Origin of the sequence: Arthrobacter globiformis, from assembly GCF_030818015.1 — a bacterium.
Lineage (GTDB): Bacteria > Actinomycetota > Actinomycetes > Actinomycetales > Micrococcaceae > Arthrobacter > Arthrobacter globiformis_C.
The window spans coordinates 1896707-1920781 of the sequence record NZ_JAUSZX010000001.1 but is presented as its reverse complement, the minus strand read 5'-3'; the positions used below and the strand labels follow the sequence as shown (position 1 = coordinate 1920781).

The window sequence follows — 24075 nt, the reverse complement described above, 5'->3', positions numbered from 1 at the left end:
TCCCGGCAAGGGCTGCCAAGACCTAAGCCGCGCTCAGGCCTGCTGGGGCAGGAGCTTGGCGTCGTCCAGAAGCTCCTGGGCGTGTGCCTGGGCGGTTTCGGAGTCCTCCTGGCCTGCCAGCATCCGGGCCAGTTCCCTGACGCGTTCCGCCTCGTCCAGGAGTTGGACGTCGCTGGAGGTGAAGCCCTTGGCGGTGGAGCCGTCGGCGCCGCGCACCGAGGTCTTGGTCACACGGATGTGCTGGTCGGCAAACGCTGCCACCTGTGGCAGGTGCGTCACCACCAGGACCTGGACATGCCGGGCCAGCATTGCCAGCCGCCGGCCGATCTCCACGGCGGCGCGGCCGCCCACCCCGGCGTCGACCTCGTCGAAGACGAACGTGGGCACAGGGTCCACCGCCGCCAGCACCACCTCGATGGCCAGCATGACCCTGGAGAGCTCACCGCCGGACGCGCCCTTGCCCAGCGGCCGGGCGGGGGCGCCGGAGTGCGGCTGGAGCAGGAAGGAGATCTCGTCCGCGCCGTGGGGTCCCAGCTGGGATGCGGCCTCGATGGTGATCACCAGCGTGGCGTCTGCCATGGCGAGGGCCTTCAGTTCGGCGCTTACCCGGGAGGAGAGGTCCTTGGCGGCTTTGGCGCGGACCTTGCTGATGGCCGCGGCCTGCTTCTTCAGCTCGGCCGCGGCCCTGGCCACCTCGGCTTCCAGGTTCTCGATCCGGGTGGAGTCGCCCTGCAGTTCGTCAAAGCGCGCCCGGGCGTTCTCCGCCCATTCGAGGACCTCGTCGATACTCGGCGCGTACTTCCGGACCAGCTTGGCCAGGGACGCCCGGCGTTCTTCGATTTCGGCCAGCCGCTCCGGCCCCTCCGAGTCCAGCCCGGCCTGGTAGCTGGCCAGCTCACTGGCGATGTCGTTGAGCAGGAACCCTACTTCTGCGAGGCGGGCGGCAGCCGATCCGAGCTCCTCGTCGTGCTCGGCCACGTGTTCCAGGGTCCGCTTGGCCGCGTCCACGAGCGACGTGGCGTCGCCGGCCTCGCCGAAGTCCTCGGCGATGAGGGCCTGGTGCGCGGTGGTGGCGGCGATGCGGAGTTCCTCGACGTTGGCCAGCTTCACGGCCTCGGCCTTCAGGGCCTCGTCCTCCCCCGCCTGCGGGTCCACGGCGTCGATCTCCGCCAGCGCGGCTTCCAGGGACTCTGCCTCGCGGAGCCGCTCGCGCTCAGCACTGCGGAGTGAGTCCAGCTCGGCCTGGCTGGACTTCCAGGAGCTGTAGAGGTCCTGGAATCCGGCGAGCGTCGAGGCCAGCCCGTCCCCCGCGAACTTGTCGAGGGCCTCACGCTGCGCGGCGGCCCCCTTGAGCCGGATCTGGTCCGTCTGCCCGTGCACCACCACAAGCGACTCGCCGATTTCGGCCAGCACCCCCACCGGGGCGGCCCGGCCCCCGAGGAAGGCCCGGCTGCGTCCGTCGGCACCCAGGCGCCGCGACAGCAGAAGTTCCGCGCCGCCGTCGAACTCCTCAACGTCAGCACCGGCGTCCCTGGCACGTTGCAGGGCGAAGTGCCCGGATTGCAACTGCACCACCGCTTCCGCAGAGGCGCTCTTCGCGCCGCTGCGCACGGCGCCGGCGTCCGACCGGGCTCCCAGCAGCAGCCCGACGGCGGTGACCACCATGGTCTTGCCGGCACCGGTCTCGCCGGTAACCACGCTGAGCCCTGGGCCCAGCGGCAGCGTGGCGTCGGTGATGACGCCGAGATCGCGGATTCTCAGTTCTTCAAGCATGGTTCACTTTTCAGTCGGAGGATCGGATTCTGAACCGGGTTCGTACGGCCGAAGTCCCGAGGGCGGCGCCATGGCCCGGGGCGTGCGAACGATCGGCACGGGACCGGTATGGACCTGCTCGGACTGTGGCACGGGGCCGCGCCAGCCATGGATGGGAAGTTCGAACTTGCGGACCAGCCGCGCCGAAAACGGCGTCTGGTGCGTGCGGGCCAGCCGGACAGGGGTGGTGGACCTGGTGACCTCCACGCGGGCGCCGGGAGGCAGGTCCACGGAGCGCCTGCCATCACACCACAGCACGCCCAAGGCGTCCGTCCGGTTGAGCACTTCGACGGCCAGCCGGGACCGGGGCGAAACCACCAGCGGCTTGGCGAACAGGGCATGCGCGCTGATGGGCACAATGAGGAGGGCTTCCACCTCCGGCCACACAACAGGGCCGCCGGCCGAGAACGCGTAGGCGGTGGATCCGGTGGGCGTGGCCAGCACCACGCCGTCGCAGCCGAAGGAGGTCAGCGGGCGCTCGTCCACCTCGGTGACCAGCTCGAGCATGCGCTCCCGGTCGCCTTTTTCGATGGCGGCCTCGTTCAGGGCCCAGGTGTGCCAGATCTTCTGGCCGCGGACCCAGACCTGGACGTCGATGGTCATGCGCTCCTCCACCGTGTATTCACGGCTGGCGATCCATTCGACTGTCTGGGCGAGGTCCGCACGCTCGCTCTCGGCGAGGAAGCCGACATGGCCGAGGTTCACGCCCAGCAGCGGCACGTCCACTTCGCGGACCAGTTCGGCCGCCCGCAGGATAGTCCCGTCCCCGCCCAGCACCATGACCAGTTCCACGTCCGGAAGCTGGATATGGTCATGAAGGATTTCGACCGGCTGGTCCATGGCGCCGAAGAAGCCCTCCATGTCGCCCAGTTCGGACTTCTGCATGACGGGGATGATGCCGAAGGCGTGGAGCTGGGCGCACGCCTCCCAGGCCGCCTTTAGGGATTCCTCGCGGCCGGTATGGGCAAGTACCAGTACACGCCTGCTCATCGGGTTCCGCTCTCTAGTGGTTCGGCCAGATCTTTCCCAACAACGCAGCCACTGCTGCGTCCCGCTCTTCGATCTTAGGCAAGTCTTCGGACATTCTTTGCGTTATCCACAGGAAGTACTCGACATTTCCGTCCTGGCCGGGCAACGGGCTGGTGGCCAGCCCCCGCAGTTCCAGGCCGGCGTCGAGCGCCGCCCCCGCCACTTTACCGACAGCCAAGCGCCGTTCGCGCTCCGAGGTGACCACTCCCGTGCGGGAGAGCCGCTCCTTGCCGATCTCGAACTGCGGCTTGACCATGAGGACCAAGTCTCCGCCCGGAGCGGTGCAGGCCGCCAGCGGGACCAGCACCAGCGTCAGGGATATGAAGGACAGGTCGGCAACCGTGAGCTCGGCCCGGCCGCCGATCTGGCCGGAATCCATGTAGCGGACGTTCAGCCCCTCATGCACGCTCACGCGCGGATCGCTGCGGAGCTGCGGCACCAGCTGGCCGTGCCCGACGTCAACTGCCACCACGTGCGCGGCGCCCCGCCGCAGCAGGACGTCGGTAAAGCCGCCCGTGGACGCTCCGGCGTCAAGGCACCGCTTGCCGCCGACGACGACCTCGGGGAAGGCGTCCAGCGCGCCGGCCAGTTTGTGGCCGGCCCTGCTGACGTACGCGTCCGTCGCGTCTTGCGCGACGCTCAGTTCACGGTCGTCGCCCACCTGCAGCGACGCTTTGGCGAGGACGTCGCCTTCGGAGGACACCTTGCCTTCGGCGATAAGTCGGGCGGCGTGCGTGCGGGACCGCGCCAATCCCCTGCTGACGAGCAGTTGGTCGAGTCTGGGCATGGTCAGGCGGCACCCGGACCATGCCGCGGCTCTTCGTTCTGCGGCTCTTCGTTCTGCGGCTCTTCGTTCAGGGCTTCCAGGAGGGCGTCGTGCATGTCTGCATAGGCGGCTGGGTGCTCCGAAACCGGGAGCCCGGGGACCTCGCGGACCCGGTCCAGGATGGCCAGCACCGCGGGATCGGCGACGCCGGCTTCAGAAGCGCGGCTGCCGGGCACGGCCAGCTCCGGCCAGGCGGCGCCTGGCACTGCGGTGTCCGTCACTGCCGTGTCCGACGCGTTGTTGTTCAACTCGGGCATGGCACCAGTCTATTGATCCAGCCACTCGAGTTCGGGAGCCGTGGGGACGTCGGCGTCGGGGTGGGCCGCCCACCAGGCAGCACACGCCGCCCGCCACGAATCAAGGTCGCCCTTGAGCCCGGCGACGCGGATGGTGTCTCCGGCCACAGTTGCCGTGGCGTTCCCGCAACGGAACGTCCCGCCGTCGTTATCAATCTCCGGATATGCCTCGTAGAGGCCGGCCAGGTCCCGGATGATGTAGCGGGGCCGCTCCTCGGCCCTGGCCGCCAGCATTGTTTCCAGGGTGTCGACGCCGGTCAGGACGGCCACCGTGGCGAAGCCCGCCCGGTTGCCGCCCAGGATGTCGGTGTCCAGCCGGTCGCCGACGACCAGTGGCCGGTCTGACGACAGCCTCTTGGCCGCGGCATGGAACAGCGGAGCCTCCGGCTTGCCGGCAACGAGCGGCCGGCGGCCGGTCGCCGCGGCCACGGCGCCCACCAGGGTTCCGTTGCCGGGCGCCATCCCGCGGGCCTGCGGGATGGACATGTCCGTATTCGTGGCAACCCACAGCACGTCCCCGTCGGCCAGGACAAAGGACGCTTCGGCGAGCTCCTTCCAGCCGATCGCAGGGTTGAAGCCCTGCACCACGGCAACAGGCTTGTCCTCCGCGCCGTGGACCGGCTTCAGGCCAACGAGCTCAACCTCGTGGGCCAGCGCCGGGCTTCCGGTAATCAGGACGGGAGCGCCCGGGGACAGCATGGACGCCAGCAGGTCGGCCCCGGCCTGGGACGAGCTCACCACCTGCTGGTCCTCGGCGGGGGCGCCGAGCTCACGCAGGTGGGCGGCCACCTGCGCCGGCGTGCGGGAGGCGTTGTTGGTGACGTACCCCAGGCCGACGCCGATCCCGGCCAGCCGCTGCAGGGACTCCACAGCTCCGGGGATGGCGTGCGGGCCTGCGTAGACCACCCCGTCCAGGTCGGACAGCAGCGCGTCGAACCGCGAAATCAAGTGGGCATCACTCATGTGCGGCTAGTCCTCCGAGCCGTTCTGGCGGCGGTCAGCATCCTGCTGTTCCGTGTGCTCGGCTTCGGTGCGCTCGGCTTCGGCGGCCTCGGCGTCCTCATCCGGCTCGGCGGAATCCTCGTCGGACTCGGCGTCGTCGGATTCGAAGTAATCCGCCTCGGCGTCGTCCAGGTTTTCCACCGCTGCGTCCTCTGAGGGCCGCTGCGCAGCAGCTTCCTCCTGGGCGCTGATCGCCGGGGCCGCCTGGCTGTCGGTAGACCCGGTTGCTTCCTGCGCCGGCGTGCCTGCAGCGTGCGCAATCCGCTTCCGGCGTTCGGCTTCTTCCCGGGCTTCCTCTTCCTCATCCCAGCCAAGGTCGATGATGTCGGGTTCCTCGGCCATGCCCAGACCCAGGGCTTCTTCCGCTACGACGGCCTGCCGCTGCCACTTTCCGGCCTCGGTTTCGCGGCCAACGGCGGTCAGGGCGTCGGCATAGGCGCGGAACAGGCGCGGGCTGTAGGAAAAGGCCCTGTTGATGTCCAGCTGCGGGATCTCCAGCTCCGCCACGGCGGCGTCCAGCTGGCCAAGGTCGGCGCGGGCACCGGAGGCGACAATCGCCAACTCCACCTTGCCAGGCGCGTCAAGGTCCTGGGCCTCCTCGGAACGGACGACGTCCAGGGCGCGGTCGGGCCGGCCCAGGCCACGTTCGCAGTCGGCCATGACGGGCAGGTGGACGTTGGAACCGCTGATCCGGCGGTAGGTGCGGAACTCGCGCAGGGCCTCGCCGTAGTGTCCGGCGGCATAAGCTGTCAGGCCCACTGCCTCGCGGACAGCGGCAAGGCGTCCGCCGCGGCGGCTGGCGGCGAGGGCGTGCTGGAAAGCCAGTTCAGGCTCGTCGTCGATGAGCCGTCCTGCCATTACGAGGTGGCGGGCAACCCATTCCGCACTGTTGGATTCCAGGGTCTTGATCTGGTGCTGCGTGGCGCGGTCGAGTTCCTTGCCCGTGACATCCTCGTCGATTTCGGGCGAACGCTCACGGTCCGGGCGGTTGGCGCTGCGGAGGTCGCGGGCGTTGGGAACGCGGGCCGGGCGGTCCTCAGCCCTGTCGCGGCCGAACTGGCGGGGGCCGGAGTCGCCTCGATCAAAGCTGCGGGGTGCGCGGTCCTGCCGGTCACCGCGGTCCTGCCGGCCAGCACGGTCCTCGAGGGGTGCACGGTCCTGCCGGTCACCGAAAGGCCTGCGGTTTTCTCCGCCACCAAAGCTGCGGCGGTCGCCCTCGCCCTCGCGGCGCGGACGGTCACCAAACGGCTTACGGTCACGATCACCAAACGGCTTACGCTCGCCACCGCCAAAACCGCGGCGGTCACCCTCGCCCTCGCGGCGCGGACGATCACCAAACGGCTTACGCTCGCCACCGCCAAAACCGCGGCGGTCACCCTCGCCCTCGCGGCGCGGACGGTCACCAAACGGCTTACGGTCACGATCACCAAACGGCTTACGCTCGCCACCGCCAAAACCGCGGCGGTCACCCTCGCCCTCGCGGCGCGGACGGTCACCAAACGGCTTACGGTCACGATCACCAAACGGCTTACGCTCGCCACCGCCAAAACTGCGGCGGTCGCCCTCGCCCTCGCGGCGCGGACGATCACCAAACGGCTTACGCTCACCGCCACCAAAACCGCGGCGGTCGCCCCCGCCCTCACGGCGCGGACGATCAGAGAACGGCTTACGCTCACCGCCACCAAAACCGCGGCGATCGCCCTCGCCCTCACGGCGCGGACGATCAGAGAACGGCTTACGCTCACCGCCACCAAAACCGCGGCGATCGCCGTCGCCCTCGCGGGCGCGGAAGCCCCGCGGATCCCCGCCGGAGTTATTGGTCCCCCTAAACGGGCCCCCCTGCCGTCCCCGGTTGCTTCCCGAGTCCCCCCGGTCGTTTCCGCCGCGGTAACCGCCGCCTTTGTGCTCAGCCATGGTGGATTCCTCCTGTAGTGAGCCGACCACTGGCGCGATGTGCAGCCGCTCTTATCCGTGTTTGGTTGTCCTGCGCGACCCGTGGTGAAGCATCCGGTGTCCGCATATCTCTAGCAATTCTAGGTGAGAGCCGGTGCCGGCCACTAACAGCGAGGGCCTTCCACGGGCTGGCGTGTGCATCCTCACAGGGGTGTGGGCCACTTCATCTGTTGTGGGCCGGGCCGCCTATTCGTGCTCCTGGGCGTCAGGCCCGCACCATCCCACAGGAAATATCCAAGGAGGCGTGGCAAGACTGGGCCTTACAGCATCCGCCGAGGGGGAACCATGAAGAAATCACGGACGAAGCCGGTGGCCGTTGCTGCCGTGATCCTGGGTTGCGGGCTACTGGCATTGTTCGTTGCCTACTCGACCGAGGCCGGCAAGGAAGCAGCCCTCCTGGACCGGACGGGCGCAGCGGTCATCTGGGGGCTTCCCGTTACCAAACTTGTTTTCAATGTCGCGGCTGCCGGGACTGTCGGGCCACTTATCCTGGCGCTCTTTGCCCTCCCCCCGAAGGGAAAAGCGTTCTCGAAGGCACTCGTCCTCGCCGGCATATCCGCTGTGCTCTGGACAGCCGCCGCAGCCGCGATCAGCGTCCTCACCTTCCACTCGCTGGCTAACCTGCCGCTTTTTTCCGAAGGATCCGGCCCCATCTTTGTCAGCTTCCTGACGGATGTCGACGCTGGCCGGAGAAACGCTCTGACAGTCGTGATTACGGCAACTGTGGCGCTCCTGTGCTTCGGCGTTCAGAGCCAGCGGACCGTTGCCGTCACGGCTGTGCTGGCTTCCACGGGGCTGGTACCCCTGGCTCTAAACTCCCACGCCGCGGGCGGTGCCAGCCACGCCGACAGTACGGTTTCGGTGGTCATGCACATGGCCGCCGCAGCCGTCTGGATCGGCGGCCTGGCAACGCTCGTCCTGCTGCGGCGGACGCTGGGAACGGAGTTGCTGGCTGCGGTCCGGCGTTACTCGACGTTGGCGCTGCTGTCCTTTCTTGCCCTGGCAATCTCGGGCATAGCGGCCGGCGTGACAGGCATCGGAACGCTTGACGGGCTGGCGACACAGTACGGCCTGATCCTCTTGGCCAAGACCGCAATCCTGGGGGTCCTCGGCGTGTTCGGGGCCCTGCACCGAAAGTGGATCCTCACGAAACTGGAATCGGCCCCAGGCCGGGCAGGGACCACCTTCTCGGCTCTGGCAGTGGCCGAACTTGCCGTCATGGCAGCCGCATCCGGACTGGCGGCCGCTCTGGCGCGCACCCCGCCGCCAACGGTCTCGCAGGCAACACCCGCCCCGGTGTCCCTACGTCTTCCAGGTTTTGTGGAAGTGCTCGGCAGTTGGAAGCCGGACGCCCTGTGGATCTTCCTCTGCGCCGGCGCCCTGTTCCTCTATGCGGCCGGAGTGCGGCGCGTCAGGAACCGTGGCGGGTACTGGCCTGCCTACCGAGCGGGTCTGTGGGTGGCTGGGGTCGCGCTGCTGTTCCTGGTCACCAACGGAGGACTCCGCGTTTACCAGGAGTACCTGATCAGTGCGCACGTCACGACCCAGATGCTTCTTATCGCCGTCGTTCCGCTCCTGCTGGTTCCGGGTGCGCCGCTGACATTGGTCAGGCTCGCGGCTGCGCCCAGGCAGGACGGGACCATAGGCGGTGCAGAAGCTCTCACTTTGATGCTGCGTCCTGTCATGAGTACTACGTCGTCGGCGCCCTATGTGGCGGCCGCTGGCCTGGCCGCAGTGCTGGCTGCCCTGTACTACACGCCCTTACTGGAGTACTCGTCACGCACCCAGTTCGGGTACCAGGCCATGGCCCTGTTGGCGTTGCTCTCCGGCTGCCTGTTCACCGCTTCCCTTGCCCGCCCCACCGACGGCGGCCCCGGATCGTCACTGGCCTCCAGGCTGGTGACCATAGGTGCCGTGGCCGCGCTCTACGCGGCGCACGGCTGGGCCCTCGCCCAACAGACAGACCAGCTGCCGGATTCACGGCGGCAGGAATGGCTGATCACCGTCGGCCAGCCCTGGGACCAACCGGTTCTGGCGGTCGTCGAGCCGGCGGGCATGGCTATGTGGATCATCGCGGCCGGCACGCTTCTTGCAGTGGCAGTTACTGAGGTGTCCAAGTCTCGCCGACGCCGCGATCCGGGCGCACGGCACCGTTCCGCTACTGAGCGCGCCCACGACCTCGTGATGTCCTCTGAGACCTGATGGGCCCCTCTCCCCCAGGCGGGCGTCTCTTGGGTGGCCTCCACCCAAAGAAGGCCGCCGCCAGCCCTGTCCCTCTCAAGGTTTCCGCAGGGTAGGTATTACACCCTTCAACTAAATCAATTGGACTTTCTAAATGACGTCGGAGGTAGTCGTGTCAGTTACACGCCGTCAGGCATTGCAAATAGGTGGAGTGGGGATCATCGGTGCCTTTGGGATGGCTGTACCCTTGACCTCGGTCAACGCCAAGTCAGCAAGTCAGCTGGCGTCCCGCAACATGCCGAAGCCCTACCAGCGGACGCTTCCCATTCCGGAGGTACTCAAGCCCAACAGCACGGTTGTGGACCCCGACGGCCACAAGCGGCACCTGTACAAGATCGAACAGAAAGCCGCCCTGGCCAACATCGTCCCTGGCCTCAGCACCCCGATCCTCGGCTACAACGGGACATTTCCGGGGCCGACCATCAAGGTGAACCAGGGCGAACGAATCACTCTGGAGATGGACAACGTGTTGCCTCTGTTCCACCCGCAGTGGGGGTATCGGCTTGATACCTCGACCCACCTGCACGGGTCGGCGTCGCTGCCGCAGTTCGACGGCTACGCCAACGACCTCACCGGCCGGGACTACTGCAAGGACTATGAATACCCCAACTTCCAGCCGGCACGGACCCTCTGGTACCACGACCACGCCGTCCACAATACGGGCCAGAGCGTCTACTCCGGCCTGGCCGCCCAATACCACCTGCACGACGAAGTGGAAGGCAACATTCTTCCGCAGGGAAAGTTCGACGTACCGCTCACGATTTCCGACGCCATGTTCGCAGCCAACGGCTCCCTCGGCTACAACGACAACACCCATTCCGGCTTGTGGGGCGACGTCGTCCTTGTCAACGGAGCGCCTTGGCCGGTAATGAAGGTCCAGCGACGGATCTACCGCTTCCGTATTCTCAATGCCTCCATTGCTCGTTCCTACCGTTTCTCCTTGAGCACAGGAGACGCAATGACCATCGTCGCAACGGACGGCGGCCTGATGCCGGCCGCCCAGCAGGTGACATCCTGGCGGCACGGCGGCGCCGAACGGTATGAGGTCCTCATCGACTTTTCGAAGTACCCCGCCGGCAAACGGGTCGAGCTGCGCAATCTGTCCAACAAGAACAATGTGGACTACGACTTCACCAACAAAGTCATGGCCTTCGACGTGACGGACGAGCCTGTCGACACGTCCGGACCCGGCGCCAGGGTGCTGCCAACACTTCTCGCCCCGAGCAACGCCATGAGCCTCAAGACTTCGGACTCTGTAAAGACCAGGCGCATGCGCGTGAAGCGGGACAACGACGTCTGGACCATCGGGGGCATGACGTGGGACGAGGTGGTCGAGAGCGGCTACAAGAAGGTCCTCGCCGATCCCGACCTCAACGACGTGGAAATTTGGGAAATAGAAAACAGCTCAGGAGGATGGTTCCATCCGGTCCACATCCACCTGGTGGACTTCCAGGTCCTCAGCCGCAACGGGCAGGCACCCTTCGCCCACGAGCGTGGGCCCAAGGACGTGGTCTACGTGGGCGAGGGCGAAACGGTCCGGCTGCTCATGAAGTTCGAGCACAACCGCGGCAGATACATGATCCACTGCCACAACCTGCCCCACGAGGACCATGACATGATGGCCCAGTTCAGCGTCGGCATCGATCCGAACGATGTAGATCCCAATCATCCAGTCGAAGCTGTGCGGCCGCACCCGATCAACCAGGCTGCACCGGTACAAGGCACGGCGGAAGTGCCGGCACGACAGACCACGCAGCCGGCAGAGGTGGCGGCACCGGTGGGGACCACCACGTCACCGGCGGCATCACCACCGGCACCGGCCCAGACTGCCGCACCTGTGGGACAGAAAGACGTTGTGACCATTACCGCCGCCCGGCACCGTCTGAACAAGGAAATGACTCTCATTGGGACTTCCAAGTTCGCCGGCTCGACGGCGGCAACTTCGGCCACCGTCGTACTGTTCGACGTGACGCCAGGGCGGGCCGCCGCACGCTTGGGAACCGTGAAGGCAAACACCCTGGGGACCTGGACGCTGACGGTCAAGCCCGGGCCTACCAGGCAGGTCACCGCCGTCAAGGCCGAATCAAGCGTTGGCGGGACAGCGACGACAAGCGTACGGACCAGCTGAATGGTGGCTTAAATGCGGGAGAGCCCCGACCATGGCTGGTTGGGGCTCTCGACCGTTTTTCTAATGGTTGTCCGGCGGTGACCTACTCTCCCACACCCTCCCGGGTGCAGTACCATCGGCGCTGTGGGTCTTAGCTTCCGGGTTCGGAATGGGACCGGGCGTTTCCCCCACGCTATGACCGCCGTAACCCTTGCTCCTCCGCCGCGGCCGGGCCGTGACGGGGAAATCTTTGTGGTTACAACCTTCCTGCCTGGTGAGGCAGGTGTGGTGTTGTTATTCAATTTTGTCGGTTCTCAAGCAACGGGTTTGTTGGTTGGGAACCACATAGTGGACGCAAGCAGTCTTGTTATCTTTTTACCATCCCTGGTTGCAAACGCTTTTGAATCCGTTTGCGGGATGGTGTGTGGTGTAAGTTATCGGCCTATTAGTACCGGTCAGCTTCACGAGTCGTTAGTCCTCGCTTCCACATCCGGCCTATCAACCCAGTGGTCTGGCTGGGGGCCTCTCACACACAAGGTGTATGGAAATCTCATCTCGAAGCGAGCTTCCCGCTTAGATGCTTTCAGCGGTTATCCCATCCGAACGTAGCTAATCAGCGGTGCACTTGGCAGTACAACTGACACACCAGAGGTTCGTCCGTCCCGGTCCTCTCGTACTAAGGACAGCCCTTCTCAAATTTCCTGCGCGCGCAGCGGATAGGGACCGAACTGTCTCACGACGTTCTAAACCCAGCTCGCGTACCGCTTTAATGGGCGAACAGCCCAACCCTTGGGACCTACTCCAGCCCCAGGATGCGACGAGCCGACATCGAGGTGCCAAACCATGCCGTCGATATGGACTCTTGGGCAAGATCAGCCTGTTATCCCCGAGGTACCTTTTATCCGTTGAGCGACGGCCATTCCACAATGTACCGCCGGATCACTAGTCCCGACTTTCGTCCCTGCTCGAGATGTCTCTCTCACAGTCAAGCTCCCTTGTGCACTTACACTCGACACCTGATTGCCAACCAGGCTGAGGGAACCTTTGGGCGCCTCCGTTACTTTTTAGGAGGCAACCGCCCCAGTTAAACTACCCATCAGGCACTGTCCCTGACCCGGATTACGGGCCGAAGTTAGATGTCCAAAGTGACCAGAGTGGTATTTCAACGATGACTCCACCCGAACTGGCGTCCGGGCTTCAACGTCTCCCACCTATCCTACACAAGCCACTCCGAACACCAATACCAAACTATAGTAAAGGTCTCGGGGTCTTTCCGTCCTGCTGCGCGTAACGAGCATCTTTACTCGTACTGCAATTTCGCCGAGTTTATGGTTGAGACAGCGGGGAAGTCGTTACTCCATTCGTGCAGGTCGGAACTTACCCGACAAGGAATTTCGCTACCTTAGGATGGTTATAGTTACCACCGCCGTTTACTGGGGCTTAAATTCTCAGCTTCGCCCTTGCGGACTAACCGGTCCTCTTAACCTTCCAGCACCGGGCAGGAGTCAGTCCGTATACATCGTCTTGCGACTTCGCACGGACCTGTGTTTTTAGTAAACAGTCGCTTCCCCCTGGTCTCTGCGGCCCCGATCCCCTCCCGGTCGCTAGTACCGTTCAAGGTTGGGGCCCCCCTTCTCCCGAAGTTACGGGGGCATTTTGCCGAGTTCCTTAACCATAATTCTCTCGATCGCCTTAGTATTCTCTACCTGATCACCTGTGTCGGTTTGGGGTACGGGCGGCTAAAACCTCGCGCCGATGCTTTTCTAGGCAGCATAGGATCACCGAATCCCCCCTTTACGGGAGTCCCGTCAGATCTCAGGCACATGAACAGCGGATTTGCCTACCGTTCGCCCTACATCCTTGGACCGGGACAACCATCGCCCGGCTCGGCTACCTTCCTGCGTCACACCTGTTAATACGCTTGCCTCCCAGGATCAGGTCCCGCGCTCCACCAAAAACCGCACACCACAAGGGTGATTGGTCAGGTCTCGGGCGGTTAGTATCCCCTGTTCAACATGGGCGGTTTTTCGCCGGTACGGGAATATCAACCCGTTGTCCATCGACTACGCCTGTCGGCCTCGCCTTAGGTCCCGACTTACCCAGGGCAGATTAGCTTGACCCTGGAACCCTTGATCATCCGGCGGACGGGTTTCTCACCCGTCTTTCGCTACTCATGCCTGCATTCTCACTCGTGTAGGCTCCACCGCTGGTTTACACCGCGACTTCACCGCCCACACGACGCTCCCCTACCCATCCACACTCCTGAACCACAAAGGCTTGGAAAATATGTGAATGCCACAACTTCGGCGGTGTACTTGAGCCCCGCTACATTGTCGGCGCGGAATCACTTGACCAGTGAGCTATTACGCACTCTTTTAAGGATGGCTGCTTCTAAGCCAACCTCCTGGTTGTCTTCGCAACTCCACATCCTTTCCCACTTAGCACACGCTTAGGGGCCTTAGTTGGTGGTCTGGGCTGTTTCCCTCTCGACTATGAAGCTTATCCCCCACAGTCTCACTGCTGCGCTCTCACTTACCGGCATTCGGAGTTTGGCTGACGTCAGTAACCTTGTAGGGCCCATTAGCCATCCAGTAGCTCTACCTCCGGTAAGAAACACGCAACGCTGCACCTAAATGCATTTCGGGGAGAACCAGCTATCACGAAGTTTGATTGGCCTTTCACCCCTACCCACAGCTCATCCCCTCCATTTTCAACTGAAGTGGGTTCGGTCCTCCACGACGTCTTACCGTCGCTTCAACCTGGCCATGGGTAGATCACTTCGCTTCGGGTCTAGATCACGCCACTGCAACGCCCTGTTCAGACTCGCTTTCGCTACGGCTTCCCCACACGGGTTAACCTCGCGACGTAACACTAACTCGCAGGCTCATTCTTCAAAAGGCACGCCGTCACAGCTACAAGGCTGCTCCGACGGATTGTAAGCACACGGTTTCAGGTACTGTTTCACTCCCCTCCCGGGGTACTTTTCACCTTTCCCTCACGGTACTGGTCCGCTATCGGTCATTAGGGAGTATTTAGGCTTATCAGGTGGTCCTGACAGATTCACACGGGATTTCTCGGGCCCCGTGCTACTTGGGATACTCATCAAAGGCGGCGCACAGCATTACGGTTACGGGGCTCACACCCTCTACGGCCGGCCTTTCAAGACCGTTCACCTATACCAGCACTCACACCTCCCCGGTCCGGCAGAACCAGGACAACAAGTCCCACAACCCCGCCCATGCAACGCCCGCCGGCTATCACACATGGGTCGGTTTAGCCTGATCCGCGTTCGCTCGCCACTACTAACGGAATCACTGTTGTTTTCTCTTCCTGCGGGTACTGAGATGTTTCACTTCCCCGCGTTCCCTCCACGCACCCTATGTGTTCAGATGCGGGTCACCAGATCACTCGCGCGTCTGGCGGGGTTTCCCCATTCGGACACCCTGGGATCACAGTCCGGTTATCGACTCCCCCAGGCTTATCGCAGATTCCTACGTCCTTCTTCGGCTCCTAATGCCAAGGCATCCACCGTGTGCTCTTAAAAACTTGACCACAAAAGATCAAAAAACACTTTCGAGAGAACCACGGAAACCAACCCCACACCCCGAAAGATGCACGGCCAGATCCAGGTTCATATTCTTGGAAATTGCTTCTTATAAAAGATGCTCGCGTCCACTATGTAGTTCTCAAACAACAACCCCGTACCACACACCCCACACACAACCCCAAAAGGTCAACCGTGCGATCCGTGCAGCCAGGAAACCAGAAACACAAGTCCCGGAAAACAGGCAGCCAAAACCACCCCTCCCCCGGCCCTGTTGCCTCAGGACCCAACAGTGTGCCAAACACAAAACCACACAACCCCCGCCCCCGCCGTTCCAGGACAGCCACCCACAAGGGGCACACCATCCGTACTGAACCAGGACAAAAACCATGCAGCCGCTATTTGCTGATATTCCACCCATGAGCACCCGCCGCAGAACAATCGCCTGCGCAACGGGCCTTTACTCCTGACAACCCCTCCACACCCGCATACACGGGGCAAGGGAACTGTAGGTGCTCCTTAGAAAGGAGGTGATCCAGCCGCACCTTCCGGTACGGCTACCTTGTTACGACTTAGTCCCAATCGCCAGTCCCACCTTCGACGGCTCCCTCCCACAAGGGGTTAGGCCACCGGCTTCGGGTGTTACCAACTTTCGTGACTTGACGGGCGGTGTGTACAAGGCCCGGGAACGTATTCACCGCAGCGTTGCTGATCTGCGATTACTAGCGACTCCGACTTCATGGGGTCGAGTTGCAGACCCCAATCCGAACTGAGACCGGCTTTTTGGGATTAGCTCCACCTCACAGTATCGCAACCCTTTGTACCGGCCATTGTAGCATGCGTGAAGCCCAAGACATAAGGGGCATGATGATTTGACGTCGTCCCCACCTTCCTCCGAGTTGACCCCGGCAGTCTCCCATGAGTCCCCACCACTACGTGCTGGCAACATGGAACGAGGGTTGCGCTCGTTGCGGGACTTAACCCAACATCTCACGACACGAGCTGACGACAACCATGCACCACCTGTGAACCGGCCCCAAAAGGAGAAACCACATTTCTGCGGCGGTCCGGTCCATGTCAAGCCTTGGTAAGGTTCTTCGCGTTGCATCGAATTAATCCGCATGCTCCGCCGCTTGTGCGGGCCCCCGTCAATTCCTTTGAGTTTTAGCCTTGCGGCCGTACTCCCCAGGCGGGGCACTTAATGCGTTAGCTACGGCGCGGAAAACGTGGAATGTCCCCCACACCTAGTGCCCAACGTTTACGGCATGGACTACCAGGGTATCTAATCCTGTTCGCTCCCCATGCTTTCGCTCCTCAGCGTCAGTTAATGCCCAGAGACCTGCCTTCGCCATCGGTGTTCCTCCTGATATCTGCGCATTTCACCGCTACACCAGGAATTCCAGTCTCCCCTACATCACTCTAGTCTGCCCGTACCCACCGCAGATCCGGAGTTGAGCCCCGGACTTTCACGGCAGACGCGACAAACCGCCTACGAGCTCTTTACGCCCAATAATTCCGGATAACGCTTGCGCCCTACGTATTACCGCGGCTGCTGGCACGTAGTTAGCCGGCGCTTCTTCTGCAGGTACCGTCACTTTCGCTTCTTCCCTACTGAAAGAGGTTTACAACCCGAAGGCCGTCATCCCTCACGCGGCGTCGCTGCATCAGGCTTTCGCCCATTGTGCAATATTCCCCACTGCTGCCTCCCGTAGGAGTCTGGGCCGTGTCTCAGTCCCAGTGTGGCCGGTCACCCTCTCAGGCCGGCTACCCGTCGTCGCCTTGGTGAGCCATTACCTCACCAACAAGCTGATAGGCCGCGAGTCCATCCAAAACCACAAAAGCTTTCCACCCCCCACCATGCGATGAGGAGTCATATCCGGTATTAGACCCAGTTTCCCAGGCTTATCCCAGAGTCAAGGGCAGGTTACTCACGTGTTACTCACCCGTTCGCCACTAATCCCCGATGCAAGCACCGGATCATCGTTCGACTTGCATGTGTTAAGCACGCCGCCAGCGTTCATCCTGAGCCAGGATCAAACTCTCCGTTGAAGAAAAACAGACACAACCAACACCCCCGGAAATAACAGGAACGAAGGCTGCACAAAATTTGAAACCAGCCAAAAACACCAGGCCACACCACGGGGGTGGGCAGCCCGGCAAATTCAACCAATTTAATAAAAAATCGGTATCAACAAACTTGGCACACTATTGAGTTCTCAAACAACAGACACGTTCGAATACTTCCGAAACAATTCCGATTCATTATCGGAAATTTGTGTTTCGCATTTCTTCGCTGCGATGTTTCCAGCTTATTTCATTCATTTTCACTTTGCAAATCCGGGATATTCACCCGATATTCACCTCGTGGAATGAATCAAACCCAGCACTAATGGAAGCTTTTCTTCATTCATGCTTGTAGTTGAAGAATTGCTTCTCAGTGAAGGGAGTTTGTCACCGCTCAGCGGCGGCGACTCAGAAGACATTACACGCTCCCCCGCGGCCGTGCAAATCGGCTGCGGAGGAGCGTGCATTTTGCCCGTTCCGGTGCTAGGCGCCGGACACCTGAACTGTGGCCAGGTTCTTCTTGCCCCGGCGGAGCAGCAGGTACTTGCCGTGCAGCAGCTGAGACGGGGAGATCACCGCGTCCGGATCCGTGACTTTGGCGTTGTTGACATAGGCGCCGCCCTCTCCGACGACACGGCGTGCGGCTGACTTGCTCTCCGACAGCCCCGAAGCAACCAGCAGGTCGATGATGCCGAGGCCCGTGCCGTCCACGGATGCGGACGGAAGTTCTGCAGTTGCCGCGGCAAGCGTCTGCTCGTCGAGGACCGACAGATCGCCGTTGCCGAAAACCGCCGCGGAAGCAGCAATGACCTTTTCGGTGGCTTCGGCGCCGTGGACCAGCGCCGTCACCTCGTAGGCGAGCTTCCGCTGGCCCTCGCGGGCGAAGGGACGCTCGGCGACAGACACGGCAATTTCCTCGATCTCGGCCCGGGTGAGGAACGTGAACACCTTTAGCCGGTCCACGACATCCGCATCGGCGGTGTTCAGCCAGAACTGGTAGAAGGTGTACGGGCTGACCATGGCGGAATCCAGCCAGATGGCGTTGCCCTCGCTCTTGCCGAACTTGGTACCGTCGGCGTTGGTGATGAGCGGGGTGCCCAGTGCATGGACCGTCTTGCCCTCCACCTTGCGGATGAGCTCGGTACCGCTGGTGAGGTTGCCCCACTGGTCGGATCCGCCGGTCTGCAGCATGCAGCCGTAATCGCGGTAGAGCTGGAGGTAATCCATGCCCTGCAGGATCTGGTAGCTGAACTCCGTGTAGCTGATGCCCTCCTCGGAGCTGAGGCGTGAGGCCACGGCGTCCTTGCGGAGCATCGTGCCCACGCGGAAGTGCTTGCCGACCTCGCGAAGGAAGTCGATCGCGCTCAGCGGCGCGGTCCAGTCGAGGTTGTTGACCATCCTGGCGGCGTTGGCGCCATCGAAGCTGAGGAAGCGGCGGACCTGGGCCTGCAGGTAGCCAACCCACTCCGAAACGGTGTCCTTGGTGTTCAGGGTGCGTTCCGCCGTCGGACGCGGATCACCGATCAGCCCGGTGGAGCCACCCACAAGACCCAGGGGCTTGTGGCCGGCAAGCTGGAGCCGCCTCATGAGGAGGAGCTGGACCAGATTTCCCAGGTGGAGGCTCGGCGCCGTGGGGTCGAATCCGCAGTAATAGGTGACCGGTTCCCCGGCGAGGAGCTTTTCCAGTTCCACCTCGTCGGTGGATACGTGGACAAGGCCGCGCCATTTGAGCTCCTGCCAGATGTTGGCGAAGCTGGGGTCGTTCTGCTGGGATTCGAGGTCGTTTAGTTGTGACACGCTTTCTAAGTTAGCAGGATCAGCGCAACCGCGACCCTCGTGAAGGGCAGCAGGCAGGCCGGGCCGCGAACGGCCGGGCCTGCCCGGAAACCTTAACGCTCGATGCCCGCCGGAACGTCCGCGGCTGCGATCAGCCGAAGCCGCTGCGTGGGGCGGGTCATGGCGACGTACAGATCGCCGACCCTGCCGTGCTCATGGTTCAGCATGGCGCTCGGTTCAAGGACCACGACGCCGTCGAACTCAAGTCCCTTGGCCTCCCGCGGGCTGATGACCACCACGTCCTGTTCATAACTGCCGGCACCCGTGCCCAGCCGGGAACCGTACTCCGCGCGCAGCGCCGCGGTGGCTTCCCTCAGCAGGTCGCCGTCGGCAATCACGGCGAGCAGACCGCCGTCGAGCGCTTGGAGCTCATCCGGGAGGACCTCCACCAGCCGGTTCACAATGCCCGACCGCTCTACGCGGTCGATAATGGGCGACCAGCGGCCTTCCCGAACCGCCTTCGGGGCCGATACCACGAGTCCAGCCGCGTTGGCCATCCGCGCCGCCGCTTCGGCGATCTGCGACGGCGTGCGGTAGTTCACCGTGAGCTCCTCCAGCTGCCAGCGGTCGCCGAACATCGGGGCGAGGGCTCCCTGCCAGGATTTCGCTCCGGCCACGGAACTGGTCTGGGCGATATCCCCCACGATCGTGAAGGACTTGAGCGGGCAGCGGCGGACCAGGAGCCGCCACTGCATGGGCGACAGTTCCTGTGCCTCGTCGACGACGATGTGGCCGAACGCCCATGTGCGGTCGCTGGTGGCGCGCTCGGCTGCCGTCAGGCGGGCCTCGCGTTCCTCGTTCTGTTCAACGAGGTCCTCGGCAGACATGAGGACATCAACGCCGGCCGACTCCATGTTGACCAGGGTCTGCCGGGCGTTGGCCAGGGCGCGGGCCCGGTCCTGCTCCTGCTGGGCGAGGCCGCGGCCGGCGGCGGGATCCAGTTCACCGAGAAGCTCGGCAGCTTCGTCGAGCAGGGGTACGTCGGCCTCGGTCCACGGGGCATCGGGAGCCCGCAGCAGGAGCTCGCGTTCCCTGGCCGTGAACCCGGGCGTGCAGGCTTCGAGGAGGGCAGGCTTGCTGAGGAGTTCGCCCACCAGCTTCTCGGGCGTCATGGGCATCCAGCACAGGTTGAGCGCGATGCGCACATCGCGGGCTGTCCGCACGTCCTCGGCGAGGTACGAGCGGTCGGCGTTGTTGCCGATGTTCCCGGCCTCGACGAGTTCGGTCATCTGCTCGGTCAGCTCCCGGAGCAGGATCTTGACGAACGTAACGCGGGCCTCGTTGTGCGGCTTGCCGGTGGAGCGTGCGCGTTCACGTGCGCGCCGGACCTGGCGGGGCGTAAGGGTCAGCTTGCGGCCGTCGACTTCCAGGATCCGGTTTTCGGCCGGAACGCGCTGCCGGTTGGCCACGGCGTTGGCAATGACCTCGGCCATGTCCAGCCGGCCCTTGATGGCGGCGACGTCCGCCTCCTGCTCCGGCACGGCATTGATGCCCGGCATGAGCCTGCCGAGGCTGGCCATGACCACGCCGGTCTCACCCAGCGACGGCAGGACGCGTTCGATGTATTTCATGAACGACGACGACGGGCCCACCAGCAGCACGCCGGCGGACTTGAGCCGGTCGCGGTGGGTATACAGCAGATAGGCGGCGCGGTGCAGGGCCACGGCGGTTTTGCCGGTGCCCGGCCCGCCCTGGACCACGAGGGCGCCAGAGATGGAAGACCGGATAATACGGTCCTGCTCGGACTGGATGGTGCCCACGATGTCCGACATCCGGCCCGTGCGCTTGGAGTTCAGGGCGGCAAGCAGGGCGCCCTCGCCCTGCAGCGAGTCGGCGTCGGAGAGCATGTCGGCATCCAGGACGTCGTCCTCGATGGCCTTGACCTCGCGGCCCTGCAGGATCAGGTGCCGGCGCCGGCGCACGCCCTGCCGGTCAAATGCGGTGGCCTGGTAGAAGTGGCCGGCCTCCGGCGCGCGCCAGTCGACCATGAGCCGGACGAGATCCTCGGTGGTGAGCCCGATGCGGCCAATGTACTGTGCCTCCCCGGAGTCCAGGTCCAGCCGACCGAACACCAGGCGGTCATCGACGGCGTCGAGCTGGGCGAGGCGGTCCTCGTACAGGGCCGCGAAGGCGTCGCGTTCGGAGACATTCTGCATGGTGCCGACTGCTCCCGCGCGGCGCACCTGGGCCAGCTGGGCGCGCTTTTCCTCGCGCAGTTCATCAAGCCGGGTGTACAGACCGGCTACATAGTCCCGTTCGTGGGCCAAATCGGCGTCGAGCATCGTTCCCCTATCGCAAAAGACAGACCGTCCATTCTATAACCTTTTCGGCTTACGTGGCGGCTGTTGAGCTGCTTAAAGCAGGTTATCTGACGGCGCGGCTCCGCCGCTCACCGACAAGGCCGCTGTTCAGGGCCCGGTAAGCCAGGGCCGCGCACGGCCCGCGGATCAAAACATCAGAGGCGCAGCAGCGACCGCACGCGATGCCCGGCAAGCGCCGAGCGGCCGCGCAGCTCGCCGAGTTCCATCACCACGCCCACGCCCGAGACGTGGACACCGCAGCGTTCAAACAGGCGGGCGGCTGCCCCAAGGGTGCCGCCCGTGGCGAGGACGTCGTCAAGGATCAGCACCCGGCTGCCGCGGGCCAGGTCGGTGGTGTGAAGTTCCAGGGTGGCGTTGCCGTATTCCAGGGCGTAATCCTCGGAGTAAACCTCCCGCGGCAGCTTCCCGGCCTTCCGCACCGTCACCACGCCGGTGCCTGTGGCGTAGGCCGCGGCGGCGGCGAGCAGGAAGCCCCGTGCCTCGACTCCTGCCACGGCGTCGAACTGCCCCTTGAACGGTTCCACGAGCGCGTCAACGACTGCACGGAACGCGGCACCATCGGCGAAGACGGGGGTCAGGTCCTTGAAGGTGATGCCGGGCTTGGGGTAGTCCGGAACGGTCGCGCAGAGGCTGGTAATGAGTTCGTCCACGGGGACGGGCCTGCGGGCAGGGGCTTGTTCGCTGTGGTTCACCCGTCCAGCCTACGCCCGCGGCGGGCGCGCCTTCGCAGCCTTGTAACGGGACACGGTCGGGTCGCCGGTGAGCCAGAACCGCCATGGATAATCGTGCGTGCCGCCATGCCCGGCGACGCCGACCCGCGGCCCGGTGCTGACATGGGCGGCGGGTGCCGGCGGCAAAACCAGGCCAAACGGAGGGCCCAGGGCGTCCCGCCCGCTGTCCTCGGTGGTCAGTCCGAGCGCTGTGGCCAGCCGGGCCGGTCCGCTGGCCAGGTCCTTGGCGGCCTTCGACGTCGGCCGCCGCGTGAGCGCCAGTTCCCGGCCCTGAACGATTTCACCCGCGCGCAGCAGGACGGCCGAGGCGTGGCCGGCCGGGCCGCAGACGATGTTGGCGCAGTAGTGCATGCCATACGTGAAGTAGACGTAGAGGTGGCCGGCCGGGCCGAACATGGGGGCGTTCCTGCGGGTTGGGCCGCGGTATGTGTGGGAGCCGGGGTCAGGGTGCAGTGAATCGACGGGACCCATGTAGGCCTCGAGTTCTGTGATCCGGACGGCAACGGAACCTTCCCCGCTGTCGTGGGTCAGGACAGCGCCCAGGAGCAGCGGGGCTATTTCGCGGGCATCGCCGGACAGGAACTGCCGCACAGGGCCGCTGGAGGTCATGTCCCGACTTTACCGAAGCGCCTGTTGGCCGGGCCTGATGCCCGAGAGCCGCTCCACGGCCATGTCCGATTTCCGCTAGCACGGCCTTCTGGCGGCTGGCAGGATGGAGTCATGGACTTCTGGCAGCGCTACCGCGCCATCGACGCGCGGGACACCCGCTTCGACGGGCAGTTCTACACGGCGGTGCGGACCACGGGCATTTACTGCCGGCCCTCATGCCCGGCGAGGACGCCCAAGGCGGAAAATGTCACGTTCTACGAGACCTCCGCCGCCGCGCACGAGGCCGGGTACCGCGCGTGCAAGCGCTGCCTGCCCGAGGCCGTGCCAGGCACGCCAGCCTGGAACCTCCGTTCGGATGTTGCCGGCCGGGCCATGCGGCTGATCAACGACGGCGTGATCAACCGCGACGGCGTTGAGGGGCTCGCCTCGAGGCTGGGCTATTCGTCCCGCCAGCTGAACCGGATCCTCAGCCATGAACTGGGCGCTGGTCCCCTGTCCCTGGCCCGGGCCAGCAGGGCACAGACCGCGCGCACGCTGCTGGTGTCCACGGGGATGAAGTTTGCGGACGTCGCCTTCGCCGCGGGTTTCAGCAGCGTTCGCCAGTTCAACGAGACCGTGGCCGAGGTGTTCGACATGACGCCGACGGCCTTGCGCAGCACCGCCCGGCACCATCCGTCCGCCCCTGCGAGCACCTCACTCACGCTGGCTCTCCCTTACCGGGAGCCGTTCGACCCCGGCGTGTTCAGCTTCCTCGCCGTTCGCGCCATTCCGGGGATCGAGGCCGGAACCGCAACGTCCTATGCCCGGACACTGAGGCTCCCGCACGGGGACGCGCGGTTCCGCGTGGAATACACCGGCGAAGGCAACGCCACCGAGGAGCGCAGCACCCTGTTGGGTGGCAAGGTGGAGTACGACGGCGGGGCGCACCGGCGGCCGCTGGTGCTCACCATCGGAGCCATGGACCTCCGGGACCTGCCGGCCCTGCTTAGCAGGGTTCGCCGGCTTTTTGACCTCGACGCCGATCCCGTTGCCATCGACGGCGCGCTCGGCGCCGACCCTCGGCTTGCGGCGTCCGTGGCGGCAGCGCCGGGGATCCGCCTGCCGGGTGCCCTGGATCCGCAGGAACTGCTGGTCCGCGCCATGGTCGGGCAGCAGATCACGGTGGCCGCCGCGCGCACTGCCCTCACGCAGCTGGCTGCGGCCGGCAGTCCCAGCGCGGCCGCCGGCGACGGGCTTTCCCGGCTGTTCCCGTCGCCGGCGCAGATCGCCGGGGCCGGCGCGGAACTGCTGCGCGGCCCGCGGCGCAGGATAGAGTCGCTGCTGGCCGTGGCCACGGCATTGGCCGAAAACAAGCTGGACCTTGGCTACGGGGACGATCTGCCCAGCCTTTCTGCCAAGCTGCTGCCGCTGCCCGGCGTGGGGCCGTGGACCGTGGGATATGTGGCCATGCGGGTCATCGGCGCGCCGGACATCTTCCTCGCCAACGACGCCGCGGTGCGCAACGGAATCCGGGCGCTGCCCGGCGGTACTGCCGGAAGTGGCGCCGCGCCGCCGTCGGACTTCCTGTCCTCGGACTTCCGCGAAGTGAGCCCGTGGCGTTCGTATGCCACCATGCATCTCTGGCGGGCGGCCGCGGCTGCATCCAAGACGTCCGGGTCCAAAACGTCCGTGCCCAAAGCAATGAAAGTGACAGCGCAATGAAAG

Annotated in this window: 14 protein-coding genes and 3 rRNA genes; 4 read left to right on the top strand and 13 right to left on the bottom strand. The window is 64.5% G+C overall.

The genetic code is table 11. The features are described 5' to 3' along the window. Window positions 1-33: 33 nt before the first annotated feature. From recN to QFZ23_RS08785, 6 genes are read right to left on the bottom strand one after another with little or no spacing between them, the layout of a single operon-like run. Window positions 34-1773 (bottom strand): DNA repair protein RecN, encoded by a 1740-nt coding sequence (gene recN, locus QFZ23_RS08810; RefSeq protein ID WP_306922208.1) that lies wholly within the window; start codon window positions 1771-1773, stop codon window positions 34-36. A 3-nt stretch (window positions 1774-1776) separates the two neighbouring features. After that, window positions 1777-2802, bottom strand: a complete 1026-nt coding sequence (locus QFZ23_RS08805; protein ID WP_306922206.1) for an NAD kinase — start codon at window positions 2800-2802, stop codon at window positions 1777-1779. A gap of 13 nt (window positions 2803-2815) precedes the next feature. Continuing rightward, entirely contained in the window at window positions 2816-3628 is an 813-nt protein-coding gene (locus QFZ23_RS08800) for a TlyA family RNA methyltransferase (RefSeq protein WP_306922205.1), read from the bottom strand. Between the two features lie 2 nt (window positions 3629-3630). Beyond that, entirely contained in the window at window positions 3631-3924 is a 294-nt protein-coding gene (locus tag QFZ23_RS08795) for a hypothetical protein (RefSeq protein ID WP_306922203.1), read from the bottom strand. A gap of 9 nt (window positions 3925-3933) precedes the next feature. Continuing rightward, on the bottom strand, window positions 3934-4926 hold the full coding sequence (locus tag QFZ23_RS08790) for an HAD-IIA family hydrolase (RefSeq protein ID WP_306922200.1): 993 nt from the start codon (window positions 4924-4926) through the stop codon (window positions 3934-3936). Between the two features lie 6 nt (window positions 4927-4932). Continuing rightward, on the bottom strand, window positions 4933-5823 hold the full coding sequence (locus QFZ23_RS08785; RefSeq protein ID WP_306922198.1) for a hypothetical protein: 891 nt from the start codon (window positions 5821-5823) through the stop codon (window positions 4933-4935). Between QFZ23_RS08785 and QFZ23_RS08780 the strand changes: the two genes are divergently transcribed. The 3 genes from QFZ23_RS08780 (at window position 5776) to QFZ23_RS08770 (ending at window position 11287) form a co-directional block, all read left to right on the top strand. Continuing rightward, window positions 5776-6897: a hypothetical protein gene (locus QFZ23_RS08780; protein WP_306922196.1), complete on the top strand. Its 1122-nt coding sequence runs from the start codon at window positions 5776-5778 to the stop codon at window positions 6895-6897. The genes QFZ23_RS08785 and QFZ23_RS08780 overlap by 48 nt on opposite strands. Window positions 6898-7203: 306 nt before the next feature. Next, complete coding sequence (locus tag QFZ23_RS08775) at window positions 7204-9120, top strand: cytochrome c oxidase assembly protein (protein WP_306922194.1); 1917 nt, start codon at window positions 7204-7206, stop codon at window positions 9118-9120. A 214-nt stretch (window positions 9121-9334) separates the two neighbouring features. After that, on the top strand, window positions 9335-11287 hold the full coding sequence (locus QFZ23_RS08770) for a multicopper oxidase family protein (RefSeq protein WP_306922192.1): 1953 nt from the start codon (window positions 9335-9337) through the stop codon (window positions 11285-11287). Between the two features lie 69 nt (window positions 11288-11356). Here the strand turns inward: QFZ23_RS08770 and rrf are convergent. The 7 genes from rrf to QFZ23_RS08735 form a co-directional block, all read right to left on the bottom strand. Next, window positions 11357-11473 (bottom strand): 5S ribosomal RNA (gene rrf, locus QFZ23_RS08765). A 217-nt stretch (window positions 11474-11690) separates the two neighbouring features. After that, window positions 11691-14818 (bottom strand): 23S ribosomal RNA (locus QFZ23_RS08760). 515 nt (window positions 14819-15333) lie between these two features. Further along, window positions 15334-16859 (bottom strand): 16S ribosomal RNA (locus tag QFZ23_RS08755). The 16S, 23S and 5S rRNA genes sit together here, the layout of an rRNA operon. Before the next feature lie 498 nt (window positions 16860-17357). Beyond that, window positions 17358-18671 carry a tyrosine--tRNA ligase gene (gene tyrS, locus QFZ23_RS08750; RefSeq protein WP_306922189.1) on the bottom strand — a complete coding sequence of 438 codons (1314 nt, stop codon included), beginning with the start codon at window positions 18669-18671 and terminating at the stop codon, window positions 17358-17360. Between the two features lie 92 nt (window positions 18672-18763). Then, on the bottom strand, window positions 18764-20992 hold the full coding sequence (locus QFZ23_RS08745) for a HelD family protein (protein ID WP_306922187.1): 2229 nt from the start codon (window positions 20990-20992) through the stop codon (window positions 18764-18766). Between the two features lie 173 nt (window positions 20993-21165). Beyond that, window positions 21166-21723: an adenine phosphoribosyltransferase gene (locus QFZ23_RS08740; protein ID WP_306922184.1), complete on the bottom strand. Its 558-nt coding sequence runs from the start codon at window positions 21721-21723 to the stop codon at window positions 21166-21168. A 9-nt stretch (window positions 21724-21732) separates the two neighbouring features. After that, on the bottom strand, window positions 21733-22371 hold the full coding sequence (locus tag QFZ23_RS08735) for a DNA-3-methyladenine glycosylase (protein WP_306922182.1): 639 nt from the start codon (window positions 22369-22371) through the stop codon (window positions 21733-21735). A gap of 111 nt (window positions 22372-22482) precedes the next feature. On the opposite strand from QFZ23_RS08735, the gene QFZ23_RS08730 reads away from it, so the two are divergent. Further along, window positions 22483-24072, top strand: coding sequence for a DNA-3-methyladenine glycosylase 2 family protein (locus tag QFZ23_RS08730; protein WP_306922180.1), 1590 nt, complete (start codon window positions 22483-22485; stop codon window positions 24070-24072). The last annotated feature ends 3 nt before the right edge of the window (window positions 24073-24075 follow it).

Coding starts and splice junctions, on each gene's coding strand:
- recN (WP_306922208.1), bottom strand. CDS start 1,773: ATGCTTGAAGAACTGAGAATCCGCGATCTCGGCGTCATCACCGACGCC.
- QFZ23_RS08805 (WP_306922206.1), bottom strand. CDS start 2,802: ATGAGCAGGCGTGTACTGGTACTTGCCCATACCGGCCGCGAGGAATCC.
- QFZ23_RS08800 (WP_306922205.1), bottom strand. CDS start 3,628: ATGCCCAGACTCGACCAACTGCTCGTCAGCAGGGGATTGGCGCGGTCC.
- QFZ23_RS08795 (WP_306922203.1), bottom strand. CDS start 3,924: ATGCCCGAGTTGAACAACAACGCGTCGGACACGGCAGTGACGGACACC.
- QFZ23_RS08790 (WP_306922200.1), bottom strand. CDS start 4,926: ATGAGTGATGCCCACTTGATTTCGCGGTTCGACGCGCTGCTGTCCGAC.
- QFZ23_RS08785 (WP_306922198.1), bottom strand. CDS start 5,823: ATGGCAGGACGGCTCATCGACGACGAGCCTGAACTGGCTTTCCAGCAC.
- QFZ23_RS08775 (WP_306922194.1), top strand. CDS start 7,204: ATGAAGAAATCACGGACGAAGCCGGTGGCCGTTGCTGCCGTGATCCTG.
- QFZ23_RS08770 (WP_306922192.1), top strand. CDS start 9,335: ATGGCTGTACCCTTGACCTCGGTCAACGCCAAGTCAGCAAGTCAGCTG.
- QFZ23_RS08745 (WP_306922187.1), bottom strand. CDS start 20,992: ATGCTCGACGCCGATTTGGCCCACGAACGGGACTATGTAGCCGGTCTG.
- QFZ23_RS08735 (WP_306922182.1), bottom strand. CDS start 22,371: ATGACCTCCAGCGGCCCTGTGCGGCAGTTCCTGTCCGGCGATGCCCGC.
- QFZ23_RS08730 (WP_306922180.1), top strand. CDS start 22,483: ATGGACTTCTGGCAGCGCTACCGCGCCATCGACGCGCGGGACACCCGC.